The sequence below is a fragment of the Xanthobacter luteus genome, assembly GCF_040049235.1.
Lineage (GTDB): Bacteria > Pseudomonadota > Alphaproteobacteria > Rhizobiales > Xanthobacteraceae > Xanthobacter.
The window spans coordinates 974,764-994,345 of sequence record NZ_JBDZDO010000001.1; the positions used below are offsets into that span (position 1 = coordinate 974,764).

General features: G+C 65.1%; 19 protein-coding genes and 1 pseudogene. 7 read left to right on the top strand and 13 right to left on the bottom strand.

Features of this window, described 5'->3' with window-relative positions; all coding sequences use genetic code 11:
- Positions 1 to 29: 29 nt before the first annotated feature.
- From ABLE88_RS04695 to ABLE88_RS04710, 4 genes are all read left to right on the top strand, one after another.
- Positions 30 to 1,142 (top strand): VWA domain-containing protein, encoded by a 1,113-nt coding sequence (locus ABLE88_RS04695; protein WP_348830295.1) that lies wholly within the window; start codon positions 30 to 32, stop codon positions 1,140 to 1,142.
- On the top strand, positions 1,130 to 2,014 hold the full coding sequence (locus tag ABLE88_RS04700) for an amidohydrolase family protein (protein ID WP_348830296.1): 885 nt from the start codon (positions 1,130 to 1,132) through the stop codon (positions 2,012 to 2,014). Before ABLE88_RS04695 ends, ABLE88_RS04700 begins: the two co-directional genes overlap by 13 nt.
- A 38-nt stretch (positions 2,015 to 2,052) precedes the next feature.
- Entirely contained in the window at positions 2,053 to 2,598 is a 546-nt protein-coding gene (locus ABLE88_RS04705; protein ID WP_348830297.1) for a transposase, read from the top strand.
- Between the two features lie 119 nt (positions 2,599 to 2,717).
- Positions 2,718 to 3,698, top strand: a complete 981-nt coding sequence (locus tag ABLE88_RS04710) for a Fic family protein (RefSeq protein ID WP_348830298.1) — start codon at positions 2,718 to 2,720, stop codon at positions 3,696 to 3,698.
- Between the two features lie 81 nt (positions 3,699 to 3,779).
- On the opposite strand, the gene ABLE88_RS04715 is transcribed toward ABLE88_RS04710, so the two are convergent.
- The 5 genes from ABLE88_RS04715 to hmgA form a co-directional block, all read right to left on the bottom strand.
- Entirely contained in the window at positions 3,780 to 4,685 is a 906-nt protein-coding gene (locus tag ABLE88_RS04715; protein ID WP_348830299.1) for an alpha/beta fold hydrolase, read from the bottom strand.
- Between the two features lie 18 nt (positions 4,686 to 4,703).
- On the bottom strand, positions 4,704 to 5,144 hold the full coding sequence (locus ABLE88_RS04720) for a DUF1330 domain-containing protein (protein ID WP_348830300.1): 441 nt from the start codon (positions 5,142 to 5,144) through the stop codon (positions 4,704 to 4,706).
- Complete coding sequence (locus ABLE88_RS04725) at positions 5,141 to 5,824, bottom strand: DUF2239 family protein (protein ID WP_348830301.1); 684 nt, start codon at positions 5,822 to 5,824, stop codon at positions 5,141 to 5,143. The genes ABLE88_RS04720 and ABLE88_RS04725 overlap by 4 nt, the downstream gene beginning before the upstream one ends.
- Positions 5,825 to 6,112: 288 nt before the next feature.
- Entirely contained in the window at positions 6,113 to 6,820 is a 708-nt protein-coding gene (gene maiA, locus ABLE88_RS04730) for a maleylacetoacetate isomerase (protein ID WP_348830302.1), read from the bottom strand.
- Between the two features lie 86 nt (positions 6,821 to 6,906).
- The gene (gene hmgA / locus ABLE88_RS04735; RefSeq protein WP_348831084.1) at positions 6,907 to 8,202 is read right to left on the bottom strand and encodes a homogentisate 1,2-dioxygenase; all 1,296 of its coding nucleotides are present in this window, start codon (positions 8,200 to 8,202) and stop codon (positions 6,907 to 6,909) included.
- A 280-nt stretch (positions 8,203 to 8,482) separates the two neighbouring features.
- On the opposite strand from hmgA, the pseudogene ABLE88_RS04740 reads away from it, so the two are divergent.
- Positions 8,483 to 8,809, top strand: a pseudogene (locus ABLE88_RS04740) (MarR family winged helix-turn-helix transcriptional regulator); the annotation flags it as partial.
- A gap of 62 nt (positions 8,810 to 8,871) precedes the next feature.
- Here the strand turns inward: ABLE88_RS04740 and ABLE88_RS04745 are convergent.
- From ABLE88_RS04745 to ABLE88_RS04780, 8 genes are all read right to left on the bottom strand, one after another.
- Entirely contained in the window at positions 8,872 to 9,888 is a 1,017-nt protein-coding gene (locus ABLE88_RS04745) for an MBL fold metallo-hydrolase (RefSeq protein WP_348830304.1), read from the bottom strand.
- A gap of 29 nt (positions 9,889 to 9,917) precedes the next feature.
- A complete protein-coding gene (locus ABLE88_RS04750; RefSeq protein WP_348830305.1) occupies positions 9,918 to 10,943 on the bottom strand; it encodes a fumarylacetoacetate hydrolase family protein in 1,026 nt (341 codons plus the stop codon).
- Positions 10,940 to 11,494, bottom strand: a complete 555-nt coding sequence (locus tag ABLE88_RS04755; protein ID WP_348830306.1) for a VOC family protein — start codon at positions 11,492 to 11,494, stop codon at positions 10,940 to 10,942. The genes ABLE88_RS04750 and ABLE88_RS04755 overlap by 4 nt, the downstream gene beginning before the upstream one ends.
- A gap of 177 nt (positions 11,495 to 11,671) precedes the next feature.
- Complete coding sequence (locus tag ABLE88_RS04760; RefSeq protein ID WP_348830307.1) at positions 11,672 to 12,397, bottom strand: ABC transporter ATP-binding protein; 726 nt, start codon at positions 12,395 to 12,397, stop codon at positions 11,672 to 11,674.
- A 12-nt stretch (positions 12,398 to 12,409) separates the two neighbouring features.
- The gene (locus ABLE88_RS04765) at positions 12,410 to 14,164 is read right to left on the bottom strand and encodes a branched-chain amino acid ABC transporter ATP-binding protein/permease (protein ID WP_348830308.1); all 1,755 of its coding nucleotides are present in this window, start codon (positions 14,162 to 14,164) and stop codon (positions 12,410 to 12,412) included.
- 47 nt (positions 14,165 to 14,211) lie between these two features.
- Complete coding sequence (locus ABLE88_RS04770) at positions 14,212 to 15,126, bottom strand: branched-chain amino acid ABC transporter permease (RefSeq protein ID WP_348830309.1); 915 nt, start codon at positions 15,124 to 15,126, stop codon at positions 14,212 to 14,214.
- Positions 15,127 to 15,228: 102 nt separating this feature from the next.
- Complete coding sequence (locus ABLE88_RS04775) at positions 15,229 to 16,419, bottom strand: ABC transporter substrate-binding protein (RefSeq protein WP_348830310.1); 1,191 nt, start codon at positions 16,417 to 16,419, stop codon at positions 15,229 to 15,231.
- 87 nt (positions 16,420 to 16,506) lie between these two features.
- On the bottom strand, positions 16,507 to 17,178 hold the full coding sequence (locus tag ABLE88_RS04780; RefSeq protein WP_348830311.1) for an EthD family reductase: 672 nt from the start codon (positions 17,176 to 17,178) through the stop codon (positions 16,507 to 16,509).
- 187 nt (positions 17,179 to 17,365) lie between these two features.
- On the opposite strand from ABLE88_RS04780, the gene ABLE88_RS04785 reads away from it, so the two are divergent.
- Together ABLE88_RS04785 and ABLE88_RS04790 are read left to right on the top strand one after the other, a co-directional pair.
- Positions 17,366 to 18,304 carry a LysR family transcriptional regulator gene (locus tag ABLE88_RS04785; RefSeq protein WP_348830312.1) on the top strand — a complete coding sequence of 313 codons (939 nt, stop codon included), beginning with the start codon at positions 17,366 to 17,368 and terminating at the stop codon, positions 18,302 to 18,304.
- A gap of 222 nt (positions 18,305 to 18,526) precedes the next feature.
- A complete protein-coding gene (locus ABLE88_RS04790) occupies positions 18,527 to 19,540 on the top strand; it encodes a zinc-dependent alcohol dehydrogenase family protein (RefSeq protein ID WP_348830313.1) in 1,014 nt (337 codons plus the stop codon).
- Positions 19,541 to 19,582 lie beyond the last annotated feature (42 nt).

The window sequence follows — 19,582 nt, forward strand, 5'->3', positions numbered from 1 at the left end:
CTTGCCTTCCGCGCGCAGCGGCGCCGCTGGTGGCGTTCGCCCAGCTCCTGCGGCAAAGCGAATTTCCGATCTCGTCCGAGCAGGTCATTGACTTCCTGAAGGCGGTGGCGCTGCTCGGCCCGCGATCCATGGATCACCTTTTCGACGCCGCCCGCGCCACCTTCGGCCCCTCTCCCGACCGCGGCGAGGAGTTCGCCTTGCTATTTCGGCGTCATTTCTACGGCGAGGTCGATGGTCCCGACGACGGCGTCAAGGGCGCGAAGGCGCAGCGGGCAGAAGCGGACGACGCCGTCGGTCAACGCGCCCGCGACGTTCGTCGGGAGAAGGGTGGAACGCTCTCGTCGGCGGCCGAGGTGCTCTCCGCGCGGCAGTGGGACGGCGATTGTGATGACCGCGGCGCGCTCTCCCGCTTCCGCCGGCTTCTGGGCCGTTCACTGCCGGCTCGCGCCTCCTTCCGGATGGTGTCCGCCCGCGCGCAGGGTCAGCTCGACCTGCGCCGCTCGTTGCGCACGCTGGTTCGGACTGACGGCGACGTGCCCTGCCCCCGGCTGAGGCGACGCAAGCCGGTTCAGCGCAACCTGCTGGTGCTTATCGACATATCCGGCTCGATGAAGCTGCACACGGCCGACTATCTGAACGTTGCCCATGCCATCGTCCGAGGTGCCGACCGGGCGGAGGTGTTCACGCTCGGAACCCGCCTGACGCGGATCACCGCCGCGCTCCGCCCGGCGAACCCCGCGCGGGCCTTTGAGCGCGTCTCCGACTGCGTCGAGGACTGGGATGGGGGCACGCGGATCGGATCGAGCCTCGGCGCGCTTGTCGCCTTCCCGCGCTTCGCTGCGTTCGCCCGCGGCGCGGCGATCCTCATCCTGTCCGATGCGCTGGAGCGTGGCTCCCACGAGGAGATGGAACGCGCTATCCGCCAGCTTTCCCGGCGGGCCTTCCGGCTGTCCCTCGCGACCCCGCTTGCGGCCGATCCCCAATTTCAGCCCGAGACGGCCGCGTTGCGCGGCATCCTTCCCGTCCTCGACGATCTCATTGACGGATCGTCCATATCCAGCCTGACGCGCTTCATTCTCGCCCTCGGCACGCCAGGGGCGGTGGCTCGGGACAAAGGAAAGCGAGAGCAATGCGACCGGTAATCGATTCCCATTTCCACATCTGGCGTCAGGATGATCTGCCCTGGCTCCGTGGGCCCATGGTGCCGCGCATCTTCGGGCCCTACGAGGACATCCGGCGAGATTACCTCATCGGTGAGTATCAAGCCGACCTAGCCGGCGCCGGTGTGGGGCAGGCGGTTTATGTCCAGACCAACTGGCCGAAGGAGCGTTTCGAGGACGAAGTCACATGGGTTCAGCAGACCGCCAATGAAAGCGGGTGGCCCCACGCCATCGTCGCCTATGCGGACATGACCGCCGACGATGTGCGGCCCCAGCTCGACCGGTTGATGCGCTATCCCCTCGTCCGCGGCGTCCGCATGCAGCTGCATTGGCACGAGCGGCCGGAGTTCCGCTTTGCGGAAGCTCCCGATCGCATCCTGGATGAGAGGGTCCGCAGAAACCTCGTCTGGCTCAAGGACTACGGGCTCAGCTTCGACCTCCAGCTCTTCCCCTCTCAGATGGAAGCGGCAGCCGGTGTGATCGGGGACAATCCGGAAACGACGTTCGTTCTTGTCCATGCCGGCATGCTGGCCGACCGATCCGATCGCGATGCGGCGGCGTGGACCGCGGGTTTGACAAAGCTTGCCGCGTTGCCAAACGTCTACTCGAAATTGTCCGGACTTGGGACGTTCATTCATAGGAACGACGGCGATCTCATCGCCTATGTCGTGGCAACTCTGGTCGAGCTGTTCGGCAGCAGGCGCCTGATGTTCGGCTCCAATTTTCCGATCGAGAAGATTTGGACCAGCTATGCGGACCTGATCGGCGCCCATAGACGCGCCGTCGCGCAATTCGGCGGCGCAGCCGAAGACGAGGTATTTCACGGCGTGGCGGCGAGGGTCTATCGTCTATAGGCGAGGACGTGCTCCCCTGAGTTCCTGCCACGGAAAAGTTGGGTCCTTCGATCAGGAGAAGGACCATCAGGCGCAGCCGTTTCAGCGAGGAGCAGATCATCTCGGTGCTGAAGGAGCACGAGGCGGGGATGAAGTCCGCCGCCGAGTGCCGCAAGCACGGGATCTCGGACGCCACGCTCTACAAGTGGAAAGCAAAGTACGGGGGCATGACGGCCTCCGAGACGGCGCGGCTCCGCACGCTTGAGGAGAAGAACCGGCGGCTGAAGAAGCTGCGGGGCCGAGCAGATGCTCGACAATGCGGTGCTGAAGGATCTGCTCGGAAAAAACTGATCTCGCCTGCGGCGCGGTTCGCGACGGCGAAGCGTGTGATCGACGATCATGGCTCCTCGGAGCGCCGGGCCTGCAGGCCGATCGGGGTGGATCGATCGAGCGTCCAGCATCAGCGCGAGGCGGATGGCGACGCCACCGTCCGCACGCGCCTGCGGGAGCGTGCCAATGAGCGCCGCCGGTTCGGCGGCCTAGGCCCGTCGATGTTCGCAAGCTGGTCCCATGAGGACCAAAACCCAGCCGGGCCTAACTTATGACCGGCAGGAAAATGGGGCGCACGTCACGCGACGCGACGTTATATCCATATCGACGAGGCGTTGCGGCTCGCGGACGAGATGGCCGACATGCCGCGCTGTTTCCCTCAGGTCGCAGCGGCATGGCCAAGATCACCGTCGGCGCGTGGCGTACGGCTCAATCCGGGCCGATGCAGGTCGTTTCCGGGCCGATCGGGCGCGAGCATGTCCATTTCGAAGCGCCGGGGGCGGAACGCCTTCCGGCCGAGATGCAGGCCTTCCTCGCGTGGTTCAACGCACCCTGCAGCATCGACCCCGTCCTGGTCGCGGCCGTGGCCCATCTGTGGTTCGTCACCATCCACCCGTTCGAGGATGGCAACGGGCGCGTCGCCCGCGCCATCGCCGACATGGTGCTGGCCCGCTCGGAGGGCTCGCCGCAGCGGTTCTACAGCATGTCCGCGCAGATCCGGATCGAACGGAAGACCTATTACGAGACCCTGGAGCGGACCCAGAAGGGCGACCTCGACATCACGGCGTGGCTGTCCTGGTTTCTGGAATGCCTGGACCGCGCCTTCCACGGGGCAGAGGCGGCCCTGGCCACGGTTCTGCGCAAGGCGCGGTTCTGGGAGGCTCATGCCAGGAGCGCCCTCAACCCGAGGCAGCACCTCGTGGTCAACCGCCTGCTTGACGGCTTCGAAGGCAAGCTGACCTCGTCCAAATATGCCACGCTCGCCAAGTGCTCGCAGGACACCGCCGCGCGCGACATCGAAGACCTGTGCGGCAAGGGCATTCTGGCCCGGGATCCGGCCGGCGGGCGGAGCACCAGCTACAGCCTCATCGCCAGCGCCGCCGATGCCCTGGAGGCGGTGGCACGCTGGGTCCTGGCACACGCCGGCAAGGCGGCGCGGGATGGGCCGGGATCGCCCAGTCCGGAGGAGGACCGGACTCGGATGGAGCGCATTCAGGCTATCGGTGGTGAGCTTCAGACGCTCGCTCGCGAGTTCGAAGCGACGTCAAGCTATGCAGACTTTGAAACAAGGCTGCGCGCGCTGCACGATCTGGGGATTTTCCCGGACGAGCGCTTGGTTGGCGCGGTCGCGCAGGCCATCCAGCGCGGCATTTAGCTGAAATGAAAGTCCAGCAACGACGATAAAATAGCAGGCCGCCGCGCTCTCGCGCCAGCACGTGCGGGGCCGCGTGTGGTGTCACCGGATGTTCGGCGGTGCCCTTTTAGCCACACGGTCGATGGCATCCGCGACCGTGCCATGCAGCGTGGCCGGCAGGTGGTGTCCCATGCCGTCGATCAGCATGAACTCGGCGCCCGGGATCGAGGTTGCGGTATCCGCGCCGCAGGCCGGAGGGATCAGCGGATCGTCGGCGCCATGGATGACGAGCGTCGGCACGCCGATGGTGGCGAGGCGCGCGCGACGATCGCCGGCCACGGCCATGGCGGCGATCTGCCGTCCGGCGCCGCCCGGATCATAGGCGCGAGCGACCTCCTCCAGAACAAGGAGGCGATGCGCCGCCTCGTCGACCGGGTGGCCCAGGCCGGCGATGCGGCGCGTGAAGGCGAGGCCGTGCGCCAGAAATCCGGCCTCGTCCGAGACAGGATCGGGCGCGGGGCGCATCATCATGGCCATGACGTCCGGCTCGGCTTGCGGAAGGGCGGGATTGCCGGTGCCCGACATGATCGAGGTGAGGGACAGGACCCGTTCGGGATGCTCGCTCGCCATGATCTGCGCGATCATGCCGCCCATCGACAGGCCGACCACATGCGCCCGATCGATGGCGCGGGCATCGAGCAGGCCGATCGCGTCGGCAGCCATGTCATGAAGCGCATAGGGAACCTCCGGCCGCCGCCCGGCCATGAGCGCGGCAGCCAGCGCGCCAAAGTCCGGCGGGGCGTGCTGGCTGAAATGCGTCGAGCATCCGGCGTCGCGGTTATCGAAACGGATCACATGATAGCCGCGTGCCGCCAGTTCCTCGCAGAACGGGACGGCCCAGCGGATCATCTGAACCCCCAATCCTGCGATCAACAGGATCGTTGGATCGCCCTCGCGGCCGAAATGATCCCAAGTCAGATCTATGCCGTTGGCTTTCGCGATATTCATGGGCGTGCTCTTTCCGGGTCAGGTCGGAAACGGCAATTCGGCGAGGGGAAGCAGGCGCGAGTCCGCCAAGGCCGCCGTGCGGTGGCCGAGGCCCGCCAGATAGGCGCCGTGGCGCGCGAAGGCGAGGAAGGCGGCGACGCTCGTCTGGCGCACCAGCATGGCCCTGTCCCATCTCTCGCCCTCAGGCCCGATCAGGAACGGCCCGCCGGCGCCGAGAAGCACGACGTCGCCGCCGCTTTCGCGCAAGAAGGGCAGCGTGTGCCTGAAATACCGATCGAAGGCTTCCGCCCCGCTGATCGACGCGGCCGGCGCGAGGTCCGGATGGGCGGTGTAATCGGCGACCTCCCGAAACCGCAGCAGGTTCAGCATGATGACGGGACCATCAAAGCCGCGTTGCACGAAGAGCCGGCCGGCGCTCTGCGTCGGTTCGAGGTGGCCGATGTCGGCGGGCGCGGTCATGGCGTTTCCTTTCGGTCGCTCTCCGAGGTCGGGGCAGCCGGCGCGCCGAACGCCAGACGCAAAGCGTGCGCGCGGATGTCGTGCGGCCAGTCGGCGATGCGATGTTCCAGTCTCGATCGATCGTTGGCGAAGAGCGCGCGTGTCGCTTCTTCATAGCCGGGCAGGTCGCCCGCGATCGCCTGCATGAAGTGATAGGCGGCCTCCTGCGCCGCCCGCCGTGCCTGCCGCTCCCCGCCGTTGCGCCGGGCATCGTCCACCAGACGTCGCAAGACGGCGGAGGCGCCGCCCGGCTGGGTGGCAAGCCATTCCCATTGCTTCGGCAGCAGGGTCACCTCGCGGGAGACGACCCCCAATTTGGGCCGCCCCCGGCCTCGCACTTCGGTGCCCTCGACCTTCGCCGCATCGTCCTTCGCAGGCTCGGCCGGCTCGTTTGCAGGCGGTCGATGGCGCCCGACGAACGTTTGAGGCGGCCGAGACAGTCGTTCGATGATCTCGGCCGTGCCGCCGCGCAGGTCGAGATCGACGACGCGGCCGGTTGTGTCGTCGAAGACGAGGATCGCGTTCGGCGACCCGGCTTCGGCCGCAGTCTTGACGGCGAGAGCGACCTCGACCAGCGGGCCGGAGAGCAGCAATCGATGGCCTTCGAAGGCCGTACAGGGTTTTGACGGAAGGCCGGACATTGACTGCGCACCTGAGAAGCGATGGTGCGTTTAATATCCGGGTGAAAATTATCCGTCAATATTACCCGGATTAAATTACACCCAAGTCCGGCATCGCGCACGAGCCTCTGAAACCCGCTGCGCCCTGGCCTGACTTGTCAGACGGTCTCGAGGAGGCTCCACGTTTGGCTGTGCGGTCATCGGCGATGAGCCGAGCGGGCGGCCCTGAGCGCATCCGAGCGCGGCCTTGTCGGAGCCGGCCCGCAAGCTTCGCTATGTGGTTATGGCTGGCGAGTACTGCAGCTTCCCCTAAGGCGACGATGGCTCTTCGCGCCCAGGAATCGGCGGTGAGCCGTCGTATCCGTGACTTCCATGAACGGATTGCGTCGCATCTGCTTGCCTTGATGGATGGGCAGCTGCAAAAGCAGGATGCGTCGCGGCAAGAGCTTCTACCCTCAGAATGCGCGGATAAGCTTCCAGTGAAACATGAAAACGCCGCGCGGAAAAGACTTGGGGGATCAAGTACACATCGGCCAGAGAGGGCGTGAACCCAAAGCAGAAGTCATTATCCCCGATCAGCCTTTCGACGGCTTGAAAGCCCGCATGGATCCAGTTGCAGATCCAGGCCGAGGCGGCGGCCTCGCGCTGCCCGAGTTGCTGCCGCAGATAGTTGAGTGGGGATGAATTGTTAAGGGGATGGATGTCGCAGCCGATGAGGGCCGCGACTCCGCGCACTCGCGCGCGCTCCACCGCGGATCTGGGCAACAGGGGTGGATCTGGAAAGACATCCTCAAGATATTCGAGGATGGCAGGTGACTGAATGAGCACTGTACCATCATCGAGCGCAAGGCTAGGTACACGCCCCTGCGGATTGATGGCTCGGTAGGCTGGCGAGTGCTGGTCTCCGCCATGCCGTGCCAGGTTCACGGGCACCTGCTCGCAGACGACGCCCTTGAGTGCAAGGGCGATCCGAACGCGGTAGGCCGCCGACGACCGATAGTAAGTATAGAGTCGCACAATAGATGCCTCTTGGTCCGTTCGAAAGCCTCGACATGGGAAAGCCCGCGCCTTGAGCGGGCTTTCATGGGCGCGACCGCAATTGGTCATGCATTCCGCAAGGTAGGATCGAACCGTTTCTCCAGGCTGGCCCAGCAGGCGATGTAATCCGCCTGGAGCTGCGGCACGCCCGCCGCATAGCCGGTCACCCGTTGAGCCAGCCGCGTCTCGAACATGAAGGCAAGGGTGTTCTCAAGCTTCACGGGCTTGAGCTCGGCATGGACGGCCTGTTCGAAAGCCTGCGCGTCAGGGCCGTGGGGCAGCATCAAGTTGTGCAGGCTGAAGCCGCCAGGGACGAAGCCTTCGGGCTTGGCGTCATAGACGCCATAGATCAATGCCATGAATTCGGACATGATGTTGCGGTGATACCAAGGGGGACGGAACGTATTTTCCGCGACCATCCAGCGCTCCGGAAAGATCACGAAGTCCACATTGGCCGTGCCCGGCGTACCCGAAGGCGAGGTGAGCACGGTAAAGATGGACGGGTCCGGATGGTCGAAGAGGATGGGCCCCACCGGCGAAAAATGTCGTAGGTCATACTTGTAGGGCGCGTAATTTCCGTGCCAGGCGACCACGTCGAGAGGCGATCCGCCGATCTCCGTTACGTGCAGGTCTCCGCCCCACTTTACATAGAGGAGAGAAGCCTCCTCCTTATCCTCGTAGGCAGCGACAGGGGTCAGGAAATCGCGCGGGTTGGCGAGGCAGTTGGCACCGATGGGGCCGCGGTCCGGCAGGGTGAAGGTGGCGCCGTAATTCTCGCAGACGAAGGCGCGCGCGGGCGTTCCTGGAAGTTCCACCTTGAAGACCACGCCACGCGGGATGACGCAGATTTCCCCCGGCGCGATGTCGATGCAGCCGAACTCGGTTCGGAAGCGCAGCCGACCCTCCTGCGCCACCACCAGAAACTCGCCATCCGCACTGAAAAAATACTCGTTCTCCATGGATTTGGTGACGAAGACGAGATGAGCCGCCATGCCGGCTTGGCTGTCCGCATCTCCCGCCGTGGTGAGCGTGCGTAGCCCAGTGACGAATGTGAGCTCTTCCGCAGGGATGGGCAGCGCCGTCCAGCGGTACTGGCCCAACGGCAGATCGCTCTCCTCCCGCGCCATCGGCGCAGTACGGATGAAGCGCCTATCCACCTTCCGGTAGCGGCCAGAGTGCTTCACCGTGGGGCGGATGCGGTAAAGCCACGAGCGCTCATTGACGGCTTGGGGGGCGGTGAAGGGGGAACCTGAAAGCTGTTCGGCATAGAGGCCGTAATTGATCTTCTGTGGGGAGTTCCGGCCGATGGGGAGCGCGCCTTCGAGCGCCTCCGTTTCGAAGGAATTGCCGAACCCGGACATGTAGCCGGCCAGGAGGGTGCTTTTGCGCGCGTCGGCGCCGGAAGGGGGGAACTGGGACAGAACATTCATCGTGGCCTCCTAATTATAGTTGCAAATGTGATGGTCGCAAATGTAACTAACAAGCATGAAGCAGCTCGATCTCGAACATTTCCTGCCATATCGTCTCAATCGCGCAGCTGCCGCAGTGTCAGAGCAACTGCGGGCGGTGTACGGCCGCAAGTACGGCCTCACCATTCCCGAATGGCGCGTACTGGCAACGCTCGCCCAGTTCCCATGCAGCACGGCGCAGTTTGTGGGGCGGCACGCCAGCCTGCATAAGACCAAGGTGAGCCGGGCGGTCCAGGCCCTGGACGAGCGGCGCTGGCTTTATCGCAAAGAAAATCCCCAAGACAGACGCGAAGAATTTCTGGAATTGACGAAACTCGGTTGCCAGCAATACGTCCTCATCGTTCCCGAAATGGCCCGCTTTGAAGAGCGGCTGCTCGCGGCGTTCGAACCGGAAGACGCGCGCTGCCTGTTCCAGGCCTTCGCGCGGCTCGAGGAGGTCCTCGGGCTTTCGCCGGACCCTGCGCTCATTCAAGACGCTCGGCGCAAAAAAGGCGTGTGATTAGAGGGACAAGGCGATCGCCTTCCTCGGATATGCGCCTCAGCCTCGGGCGCAACGCGAACTCATCCTTCAAGAGCTCGCCACATTTCAAGGTCGCGTTCGGCGGTCCATATCCGCGGTTTGTCGATACCCCTCGCCTCGTCATAGGCCCGCGAGATGTCGAAGGGCATGCAGTGGTCGAAGATGACCCAATGCCCGTATTTCGGACGCATCTGACGAATGGCCTCGGCATAGACGGTCCTGAGGTCGTGCCCGGCCTTCACACCCGCCTCGGCGATGGCGAAGGCATCGCGCAGGAAAGCGCGGGTACCCTCGAGACCGGCCCGGACCGCATCCGGGGAAACAAGTGCTTCGCCTCGTCCGGGCACCAACTTTTTCGCTTGGAATCCGGCCAGCCGATCCAGGGTCTTAGGCCAGTCGCGGAAGTGGGCATCCCCGCAATAGGGTGTCGCGCCGCATTCCACGAGGTCACCCGCGAAGAGGACCCGCTCTTTCGGTAGCCAAGCGATTGTGTCGCCGCGTGTGTGGCCCCGCCCCGCATGGATGATGCGCACTTCCCGGGAACCGAGCCAAAGGGACATTTCCTCCTTGAACGTCACTGTCGGCCATGTGAGGCCCGGGATGGAGTCCCGCGCCCGGAACAGCCGCGGGAAGCGCTGGATTTCCGAGGCCATGTCCTCGGCGCCGCGCTCGGCGATCATGTCACGGGTCGCATCGCTGGCGATGATGTTGACGCGCTCGGGGAAGCCGGCCACGCCCAGCACCCGCACCGCGTGGTAGTGCGTCAGCAGGATGTGGCGGATCGGCTTGTCGGTGATGGCGCGGATGCGCGCGACAAGCTCCTGAGCCATGATGGGTGTCGCGCGTGCATCGATCACGAGCACGCTGTCGTCGCCGATGACGACGCCGGAGTTGGGATCGCCTTCCGCCGTCAAGGCGAAGACGCCATCCGCAAGTTCAGCCAGGGTCTCCTTCCGCTCTGAAAGATCCCCTTGGCTCGCGAATGTCGTGGGCGTGGTTTTCGAAGCGATGCTCACACTGTCCTCCTTCCATTCGGGCGCGCGGCGCATGATGTCCACCTCGCGGTCCGCCAGCTCATGACGCGCGGCTAAATCACCGAGCGGGGCGATGGCGCGGAGACTTTCTGATCGATGCTCCCGAAGAGGTTTGTGCCTGCGTCGTCGAGCATTTCTATTCTCACGCGGTCCCCCGGCTGCAGGTACGGCGTGGCAGGCTGGCCTTGCTCGATGGTTTCGTAGGTGCGCAGTTCGACCAGGCAGCAATAGCCCACCCCGCCATTGGCGATGGAGGACCCCCAAAGTCCCCCCTGCTTGTTGGAAACGGTCCCAGTTCCCACGATCGACCCCGCGCCGATGGCGCGTGTGCGCGCTACGTGGGCGGCGAGCTGCGCAAAGTCGAATGTGGCATCCACGCCCGCATTCGGACGGCCGAAGGGCTCGTCATTGAGGAAGACCCGGAGCGGCAGATGCACCCTGGTGTCTCGCCAGGCCGTGCCAAGCTCGTCCGGCGTCAGCGCCACCGGACTGAAGGCCGAAGCAGGCTTGCTCTGCACGAAGCCGAAGCCCTTTGCCAATTCCGCCGGGATGAGGTTCCTCAACGACACGTCGTTGACCACCATCAGCAGGCGGATCTCAGCCGCTGCCTCCGCGACGGTCGCGCCCATGGGGATGTCACCGACGATGGCGGCGATCTCGGCTTCGAGGTCGATGCCCCAGTCCGGTTCGCCGACAATGTCGTCGCAGGGGCCGAGGAAGCCGTCCGATCCGCCCTGGTACATCAAAGGATCGGTTTGGAAGGAGGCGGGGAGCTCCGCTCCCCGCGCACGGCGGACCAATTCCACGTGGTTGAGATAGGCCGAGCCGTCGATCCATTGGAACGCCCGTGGCAGGGGCGCGTGGCACCGGCCGGGATCGAACGCCAGAGTGCCTTCGACTTCGCCCGAATTGAGCTTCTGCGAGACGTCCTCCAACTGGGGGGCGCGGCGCGCCCAGTCGTCAAGTGCCTCCTGGAGGGTGGCGGCGATCTCCGGCACCGCGCGGCAGCGCGCGAGGTCGCGGCTGACGACCACCAGCGTGCCGTCGCGCCCGCCCGCTTTCAGCGTGGCGAGCTTCATGCCTTGGCTCCTTCGCTTGCGAGGCTGCCGTCGTGCATCCAGCGGGCGTGCTGGGGCGCGCGCTTGGTTCGCGCCCATTCCTCGAGCATGGGCCATTTCACCTCGTCGAGCCGGCTCAGAAGATTGGAGGCGCCGGAGTTCACGGCGAGTTCGATGCGATGGCCGCTCGGGTCGAAGAAATAGATCGAGGTGAAGAGGGTATGATTTGTGGGACCGACCACGTCGATCCCGTCCGCCTCCAAGCGGGCCTTGATGTCGAGCATCTCGTCCATGGACTCCAGTTCCAGGGCGAGGTGCTGGGTCCAGCTCGGCGTGGTCTCGTCGACGACGCGCGCCATGGGGGGGCGCGTCGGCAGCTCGAAGAAGGCGAGCACATTGCCGCCGCCCGCATCAAGGAAGATGTGCATGTAGGGGTCCGGCTCCTTGGTGGAGGGAACCTCATCCTCGGCGATGGCCAGCAGGAAGTTCATCTTGAGATATTTGCCGTACCATTCGACGGTCTGCTTCGCGTCGGCGCAGCGATACGCGACATGGTGGACTTTCTTGATCATGGCTTCCTTCCTCCGATTTGGCCGTGGCGCGGGCGAACCCCGTGGCGGCGCGTGACGAACTGATCTGTAGGCGCCGGGACGGCATCGCCTGGTGCACGATCCCTTTCCGGGGCTGGGCTCCTTCTCCTCCCGGGAGCGGACAATGGCGTATGCACCCCGCCTCTCCGACCAGGCGGGTCAGTGGACGCCGAGATATGCGGCGCGGATCCGCGGATCGCTCAGCAGATCCCGCCCGCGTCCGGTGATCGTGATGCGTCCGGTTTCAAGCACATAGGCGCGATCGGCGGCGGCCAGGGCCTCGCTGGCCATCTGCTCCACCAGCACGATCGTCAGGCCAAGGTCGCGAAGCGTCCGGATGATGCGGAAGATGTCCTGAACCACCATCGGCGCGAGGCCCAGCGAGGGTTCGTCGAGGAGCAGAAGGCTCGGCTCGCTCATGAGCGCCCGCGCGATGGCCAGCATCTGCTGCTCCCCGCCCGAAAGCGTGCCGGCGGCCTGCTGCCGCCGCTCCTTGAGGCGCGGGAAGAGTTCGAACAGGTGCGCGAGACGGGCTTCGACCTGGCGGCTGCCCTCCCGCTTGCTGTATGCCCCCAGAACAAGGTTGTCGCGCACGCTTTGATCTGGAAAGACGCGGCGCCCTTCCGGCGACAGAGCGAGGCCGAGGCCGACACGCCTGTGCGCCGGAACGGGGCCGAGGTCCCGTCCTCCGAGCAGGATCCGCCCCGAGGCCAGCGGTCTCAGGCCCGCTATGGCGTTGAGGAGCGTGCTCTTGCCCGCGCCGTTGGCGCCGATGATCGTCACCACCTCCCCGGGCGCGACCGCCATGGACACGTCGCGAACGGCATGGACCGGGCCGTAGGAGACATGGACCGCGTCGAGCGTTAGCAGATCGTGTTGCGACATCCTCGGTGCCTCCTAAGCGGCCTGTGACCCGGCGCCGAGATAGGCGGCGATCACGCAGGGGTTGCACTGCACGTCGGCGGGCCGGCCTTCCGCGATCTTCACGCCGTGGTCGAGGACGATGACGTGGTCCGAGATGCCCATGACCATCTCCATGTGATGCTCCACCATGAGGATGGTGATGCCGTGCCCCGCGATGCGCACCAGCAGGTTGCCCAGCTCGCGCGTTTCCTGGGGGTTGAGGCCCGCCGCCGGCTCGTCGAGCAGGAGGAGCATGGGCGCGGTGGCGAGGCTGCGCGCCAGCTCGACCCTGCGCTGAAGCCCGTAGGCCAGCTGACCCGCGGGCACGTCCGCCACCGCGGACAGCCCGGTGAAGTCGAGAAGCTCGCGCACCCATTGGCGGGCGTCCGCTTCCGCGTGCCGCGCCGCCGGGAGGGCGAGGAGCTGCGCCCAGATCCCGCGCGGCAGGCGCGGGTGACGGCCGAGCATGACATTGTCCACCACCGACAGTCCGCCGAACAGGCGCAGGTTCTGGAAGGTCCGGGCGACGCCCAAGCGGCAGATCGCGTGCGGCGCGGCGCCGGCGATGGGAGTGCCGGCGAAGGCGATGTCACCGGAATCGGGGTCAATGACGCCCGTCAGCATGTTGATCATCGTGCTCTTGCCGGCGCCGTTCGGGCCGATGAGGGCATGGATGTGCCCGGGCTGGAGGCAGAACGATATGTCCTGGGCAGAGCGCACGCCGCCAAAGGCCTTGCTGACCTGCTGCACGGCAAGCACGTTTCCGGGGGCGCGCGCCCCGTCGAGGCCGGGGCAGGCGGGGAGGTTCCCTCGGATGTGCTGTCCGTGCCGTGCCTGCGTCGGAGGTTGCGCGGGTCGGGCGCTAAGGCCCCGGCGCCACGCGCCCGTGAGAACGCCCGCCACGCCGTTCGGCATGACATAAAGAGTAAGCAGCAGGAGCGCGCCATAGGCGAAGTGCTGCAAGGCTGGCCACTGCGCGAGCTGCGCGTCGATCAGAACCAGGGCGGAAGCCCCGAATAGCGGCGCGTAGAGCGATCCCGCCCCGCCGAACAGGACCAGCAGCAGGATGAAGATCGACAGATTGAGCGAGATGAAGTCGGAATTGATGTACTGGTTCTGCTGGGCGACCAGCGCGCCGGCGAGGCCGCAGGTCATGGCGGCGATCACGAAGGCGAGCACCTTGTAGCGGTGGACATCGACCCCCACCGAGGCCGCGGCGATCTCGTCCGCCTGAAGCGACAGGAGGGCGCGGCCGAAATCGCCGCGGACCAGATTGCCCAGGAGGATCTGCACGATCACGCACAGGGCGATGGCGAACCACACCCAATGCAGGTTGGAAAAGGCCGTGCCGTCGAAGGACAGCGGTGCGATGCCGTAGAGTCCCTGGGGACCCCCGAACACATCCGACCACTCCGTCACGAGCTTCTCGACCACGAGCCCGAATGCCAGCGTCACCATCGCGAGATAGGGGCCCTTGGCGCGAAGCGAAGGCAGTGCAATGAGGGCGCCGAATGCGCCCGCGACCAGGGGAGCCAATGCCAAAGCGAGCCATGGGCTCAGACCGAAGCGGGAACTCAGCACGGCCGCGCAATAGGCCCCGGCTGCGAAGAATCCGGCCTGCCCGAGCGATTTCTGCCCGGCGTATCCAACAAGGATATTGGTGCCCGCGGCGCACAGATAGTAGACGCAGATCGTGAAGGCGATGGTCAGCTGGTAGTCATTTCCAAGCTGTGCGGCCAGGACTGCCATGAGAAGGCCGAACGCAACGGTGGCGACCGCCGGGCGAGAGATCCATGTCATACTTTTTCCACCACCTTCGCGCCCCAGAGGCCGCTCGGCTTCAGACCGAGCACGATAATCACGCCGAGGAACACGACGATCTCCCGCCACTGCGCCTGCCAGAGGTTGATCCAGGATTCCGTGAGCCCGAGAAGGAGGCCACCGAGTACGCAGCCGCGCGGATTGGTCAGGCCGCCGACGATGGCGCTCGAGAAGCCCTTGAGCGCGATGCCAAGGCCCATGTAGAGCGAGGCGCCGGTAATCGGGGCGATCAGGATGCCGCTGAGGCCGGCTAAGGCGGAGCTCGCGACGAACGCGCCGGCCATGTAGGCCTCCACGGGAATACCCATGAGGCGCGCCGTTGCGGGGTCGTGGGCGACCGCCCGCATGGCCTTGCCAGCCACGGTCCAGCGCATCACGATTTCGAACACCGTCGCCGCGACGAGCGCGGTCAAGAGAACCAGCAGTTCCTGGAGCCGCACCCCGGCGCCGAACATGCGGATGATGCCGTCGCCGAACGGCGCAGGCACCATCACGGTCCCGGGTCCCCAGGCGGCAAGTCCCGCGCTCTGCAGGATGATGCCGAAGCCTATGGAGCTCATGACCCATGACATGCCTGGCTTTCCGGCGAACGGGCGGATCGCCAGGCGGTAGAGCGCCGCGCCGATCAATCCCATGCCGGCCGCCGCCGCGAAGATGGCGAGAAGTGGGACCCAGCCGGCGATCGCAGCGCCGGAGATGCCGCCGGCGAGGGGGGAGCTGGACAGCAGCACGGCGCTGAGGCCGAGGAAGGCGCCCACTGAAACGAAATCGCCTTGGGCGAAGTTCAGGGTCCTTGTCGTGGTGAAGGTCAGGCTGAAGCCCAATGCGATCAGTGCATAGGATCCGCCCACCGCCAGGCCGCTGATCGAGGCCTGCAACAGGGCCGTCATCGTCGTTCCTCCCGGTCTGCCGCCTTGCCCCGGCGGCGATCTTGTTGATGGCTGTCCGCCCGAGGTTGCCGGTGGTGGCCGGCCTGCCGCGTCGGCGGGTTCCTATTTCTTGAAATCCGCCGCGCCGAGCTGCCGCGTCACGTCATCCGCATAAGTCTGGACTTTCCCCTCCCGCCATTTCACCCATCGGAAGTCATTCGAAGACAATGCTTCGTGCTCGCTAATGGTGAATGGCGGCGCATAGGTCTTCACGTAACCTTTGACAGGGCGCGTGAGATTTTCCAGTGCCGCGCGGACCTTTGGGCCATCGGTGGATTGCGCCTGCTCCAGGGCGGCGGCGAGGACCAGCACCGCATCGTAGCCTTGCGCCGCGAACAGGAAGAGGCTGGCATTGGGGATCTTGCCGGCTAGGCGGCGGTAGAGCTCTTCATTACGTGGCGAACTCTCGTCCGTCACGGTGGTCATGAAGAGCGGCCTTACCATCAGCTCCGTTCCGGCGACCTGCACGAAGGCATCGTTGCCGGACGACCACGTGGTCAGGGTCAAAGGGAAATAATCGACCTTCTCCATGCTGCGCAACAGATGGGCGATGGGCGCGCTCTGCGCCCAGACCAGGATCGCATCCACACCCGCGGCCTTGGCCTTGTTGAGTTGCGAGGTCATGTCGGTGTCCTGCACGTCGAACTTCTCGATCACGACCGGCTTGATTCCCTGCAGCGCAGCGATCTCCTCAAGATCTTTCAGTCCCGCCTGGCCATAGCCGGTCGTCTCGGCGAAGAAGCCGATCTTCTTCACGGCAGGGTTCTTCTTGACATAGGCGATGAGGGCGGCCGCCTGATCCCGGTCGACCATCGAGATGCGGAACATGTAGTTCTCGGGTCCCATCGGCCGGGTGACATCGGTGGCAGTTGCGATGGGAACGATGACGGGGATCTTCTTCCGATTTGGAATATGCCGCCATGCCAAAGCGTTGCCAGATGAGGTGGGGCCCAGTACGGCAACCACCTTCTCGTTGTCGATGAGCTCGTTGATGTTCTGGATCGACTTCGGGGGCCGCGCGACATCGTCGCGCACGACGATCTCGAGCTTGCGGCCCAATACGCCTCCGGCCTTGTTCAGGTCATCCACGGCGACCTGCGCACCGAGCAGCGCCACCTGCCCGGACTGGGCCGTGGGCGACGCCGATAGATCTCCGTTGAAGCCGATTTTGATGACTTGGGCCTCCGCCTGAAATGCACCAGCCGCCATCAGCAGAGCAGCCGCCGCGGTGCGGCGGACAAGATTCAAGATCATATTTTCCTCCCAACATGCTTTTCTTATCTTTTGGCAGTTGTTCTGCTGTTCGATATGTTCCGTGCCGCCGCGCGCACAGGTCTGGCGTCACACGACGCGATAGGCACGGACCTCCCACGTGGCGACCACTTCCGCGACCGCCGCGCGGCTTTGGACAAGGATCTGCGAAAAGTCGCCCGTGCGCAGGGCCTCGAGGTTCGATGGATCGGCGCAGGAAAGATCCTCGATGCCGTGGACAGTCGGCGCACCCCAGGGGACGGGACCGAGCCCATGGTCGATGACGAGGCGTCGGGTCCAACCCGTGCCCCGAGGCGCGGAAGCCGCGAGGTCTTCGCCGCCCATCCACCACCGATCATGGAACGTCGCGGCGTCCACGCCCTCGCGCCGCTGCAGCAGGGTGATAAGGCGATGCTGCCCCGGATTGCCTTCGGGGAGGAGCCTGCGCGGAACCGTTGTGAGAAGATCGAGCCCGCCCACGAAGGCCTTCTCATCGTCCACCAAGGCGGCGATGACCGCCGGCGTAAACGCCGCCTTGATGGCGGGCAGGTCGTCGAAAGACAGAAAGGCGATGCCGTCGACGGTGAGGCTGCCCAGCCTGTTTCCAGTTGCCTGGAGATCCGGGGCGAGGTCGCATTGAACATAGCTGCGGAGCCCCGGTATTTCCGCGGCAATGGGACCGTGAACGTCGCGCCAGTGGCGTTGGAAGGCGGTGACGGAGAGTCCACTCTTCCTTTCGAGGAAGACAAGTCTATCAATCATTACTATGCGCTCTACTGACCATGATGTCCTGGGACATCCTGGAGATAGGAAGAAGGGCCTCGATCTGAGGGGGACCTGACAGCCCCGGCTGGACCGCCTGCCCGGCACCCATGATATTGATGCATTGAGATCCCGCGGGCGGAATTTTCTCCATTGACAGGAGAATTGATGTCACCATTCTCCGCGCATGATCTCCGCTGGCGTGCTCAATGGCATTCGCACCTTCGTTGCTGCGGCGGAGGCGGGGAGCTTTGTGATCGCGTCCGAGAGGCTCGGCCTGTCCCGCTCGGCGGTGAGCAAGAGCATCGCGCGGCTCGAAGCGCGCCTTGGCGCGCAGCTGTTCAACCGGACGACGCGCAGTCTCGGCCTCACCGAGGAAGGGCAGGCCTTCTACGACAGGTGCGTCCGCGCGTTCGCCGACCTCCAGGCGGCGGAACTCAGCCTGGCGTCCGGCCGCCAGGTGCCCACCGGGCGGCTGCGCGTCGATCTGCCCGTGGTGTTCGGGCGGCAATGCGTGATGTCGGTGCTGCTGGAGACCGCCCGGCTCTACCCAGAGCTCGGGGTCGACGTCACTTTCAACAACCGGCGCGTCGATCTGGTGGAGGAGGGCTTCGATCTCGCCGTCCGCATCGGCAATCTCGACGACAGCACGAGTGTCGTCGCCCGGCGTCTCGGCGTGCAGCAGATGGTGGTCTGCGCGGCGCCGTCCTATCTCCGGGAACACGGGGCTCCTCGTACGCCGGACGACCTCGCAGGCCACGACTGCCTAACCTACTTCTATAGCGGGCGCACCAGCCCATGGCTCTTTCCCAGTCCTGGCGGCCAGCCTCTGCCGCGGCAGGTCCAAGGCCGGTTGCGGCTCGGCAGCGGCGATGTGATCGCCGATGCGGTGCTGGCGGGCCAGGGGTTGGCACAGCTTCCCACGTGGCTGATCGCTCCGCACCTGATCTCGGGCACGCTGGTGGCGGTGCTGCCGGCACACGTCTGCGCCGGGCTGCCGATCCACGCGATCTGGCCCCAGGGCCGGCAGTCGACGCCGAAGGTTCGGGTGGTCATTGACGAACTGGTGGCCCGCTTCCTGCCCGTGCCTCCCTGGGATCTGGCACTGCCGCACCTCGTAGCCTGATCGGCGGCATCTCTCCTGATTAGGGAAATTCAGTCAACAGAGTTCGGCAATTAAGCCGGCTGGACTGATTTCCTGTCACTCATATCTTGGCCCCGACGGTCGCCCGGCACGTGAAACTCCCCATCGGGCGGCGCATCGAGATCCAATCGCTCCGCCGGCTTCGGTGCGGCCGACCAGCCGAAGGCACGCGTGCGCTTGGCCAGATCACAATGGAGACCGCACATGAAACACGTTGTCCTCAGTCGCGATTTCGGCGTCGAGAATCTATCGCTTGAATCCGGCACCAAGCCGACGCCGAAGAGGGACGAGGTTCTGGTGCGCATGAAGGCCGCCGCCCTCAACTTCGTCGATCTGGCGATGATCAAGGGCCTGCTCGATCCGCATGCGAAGCTTCCGTTCGTGCCGGTGGCCGACGGCAGCGGACAGGTCGAGGCGGTCGGGGAGGGCGTCAGCGGCTTCAAGCCGGGAGATCGTGTGGCCACCCTCTATATCCCGAGCTGGCCGGGTGGCCGTTACAAGCAGAAGCACATCGATCTTGCGATACGGCCGGGCGCGGCGCTAGTGCCAGGGCAGCTCTGCGAATACAAAGCCTTCCATTCCGACGAGTTGATCCTCATCCCCGATGCGCTCGACTATGCGGAGGCTGCCACCTTGCCCATCGCGGGGCTGACGGCGTGGAACGCGCTCGTTTACGGGGGCATCAAGGCGGGGAACTCGGTTCTGCTTCATGGCACGGGCGGCGTCTCCATCTTCGCGCTCCAGTTCGCCAAAGCATTCGGCGCCAGGGTGATCATCACCTCCGGCGACAATGCGAAACTCGAGCGCGCCAAAAGCCTCGGGGCGGATGGCGTCATCAATTACAGGACTGCGGACGTCGGCGACGCGGTCAGCCGCCTGACGGATGGACAGGGAGTCGACCTGGTCGTGGAAACGCTTGGCGGGGCGAATGTCCAGCGCAGCCTTGAGGCGGTGAGGCCCGAAGGCAGCATCTCGGTCGTCGGCTTCCTCAATGGCATCGAGGCGAACATCAATTTGATCACCCTCAACCTGAGGCGCGTCACCGTCCGTGGCGTCAGTGTCGGCAGCACCGAAGACTTTCAGGACATGCTGGCCGCCATTGCCGCCGATGGGATCCGGCCCGTGATCGACGCGCAGTTCGACCTCTCGCAGGTTGCCGAAGCCTTCCGGTATCTTGAGGCCGGAAAGCATTTCGGAAAGGTTGTCATAAATATCTGATCTCAAAATAAATTCGAATTCGTCGTCGAAATGAAGCGTAAC

Coding starts and splice junctions, on each gene's coding strand:
- ABLE88_RS04720 (WP_348830300.1), bottom strand. CDS start 5,144: ATGACCGCGCCCGCCGACATCGGCCACCTCGAACCGACGCAGAGCGCC.
- hmgA (WP_348831084.1), bottom strand. CDS start 8,202: ATGTCCGGGTTCGGCAATTCCTTCGAAACGGAGGCGCTCGAAGGCGCG.
- ABLE88_RS04710 (WP_348830298.1), top strand. CDS start 2,718: ATGGCCAAGATCACCGTCGGCGCGTGGCGTACGGCTCAATCCGGGCCG.
- ABLE88_RS04700 (WP_348830296.1), top strand. CDS start 1,130: ATGCGACCGGTAATCGATTCCCATTTCCACATCTGGCGTCAGGATGAT.
- ABLE88_RS04790 (WP_348830313.1), top strand. CDS start 18,527: ATGAAACACGTTGTCCTCAGTCGCGATTTCGGCGTCGAGAATCTATCG.
- ABLE88_RS04725 (WP_348830301.1), bottom strand. CDS start 5,824: ATGTCCGGCCTTCCGTCAAAACCCTGTACGGCCTTCGAAGGCCATCGA.
- ABLE88_RS04785 (WP_348830312.1), top strand. CDS start 17,366: ATGATCTCCGCTGGCGTGCTCAATGGCATTCGCACCTTCGTTGCTGCG.
- ABLE88_RS04755 (WP_348830306.1), bottom strand. CDS start 11,494: ATGATCAAGAAAGTCCACCATGTCGCGTATCGCTGCGCCGACGCGAAG.
- ABLE88_RS04760 (WP_348830307.1), bottom strand. CDS start 12,397: ATGTCGCAACACGATCTGCTAACGCTCGACGCGGTCCATGTCTCCTAC.
- ABLE88_RS04775 (WP_348830310.1), bottom strand. CDS start 16,419: ATGATCTTGAATCTTGTCCGCCGCACCGCGGCGGCTGCTCTGCTGATG.
- ABLE88_RS04750 (WP_348830305.1), bottom strand. CDS start 10,943: ATGAAGCTCGCCACGCTGAAAGCGGGCGGGCGCGACGGCACGCTGGTG.
- ABLE88_RS04770 (WP_348830309.1), bottom strand. CDS start 15,126: ATGACGGCCCTGTTGCAGGCCTCGATCAGCGGCCTGGCGGTGGGCGGA.
- ABLE88_RS04765 (WP_348830308.1), bottom strand. CDS start 14,164: ATGGCAGTCCTGGCCGCACAGCTTGGAAATGACTACCAGCTGACCATC.
- ABLE88_RS04715 (WP_348830299.1), bottom strand. CDS start 4,685: ATGAATATCGCGAAAGCCAACGGCATAGATCTGACTTGGGATCATTTC.
- ABLE88_RS04780 (WP_348830311.1), bottom strand. CDS start 17,178: ATGATTGATAGACTTGTCTTCCTCGAAAGGAAGAGTGGACTCTCCGTC.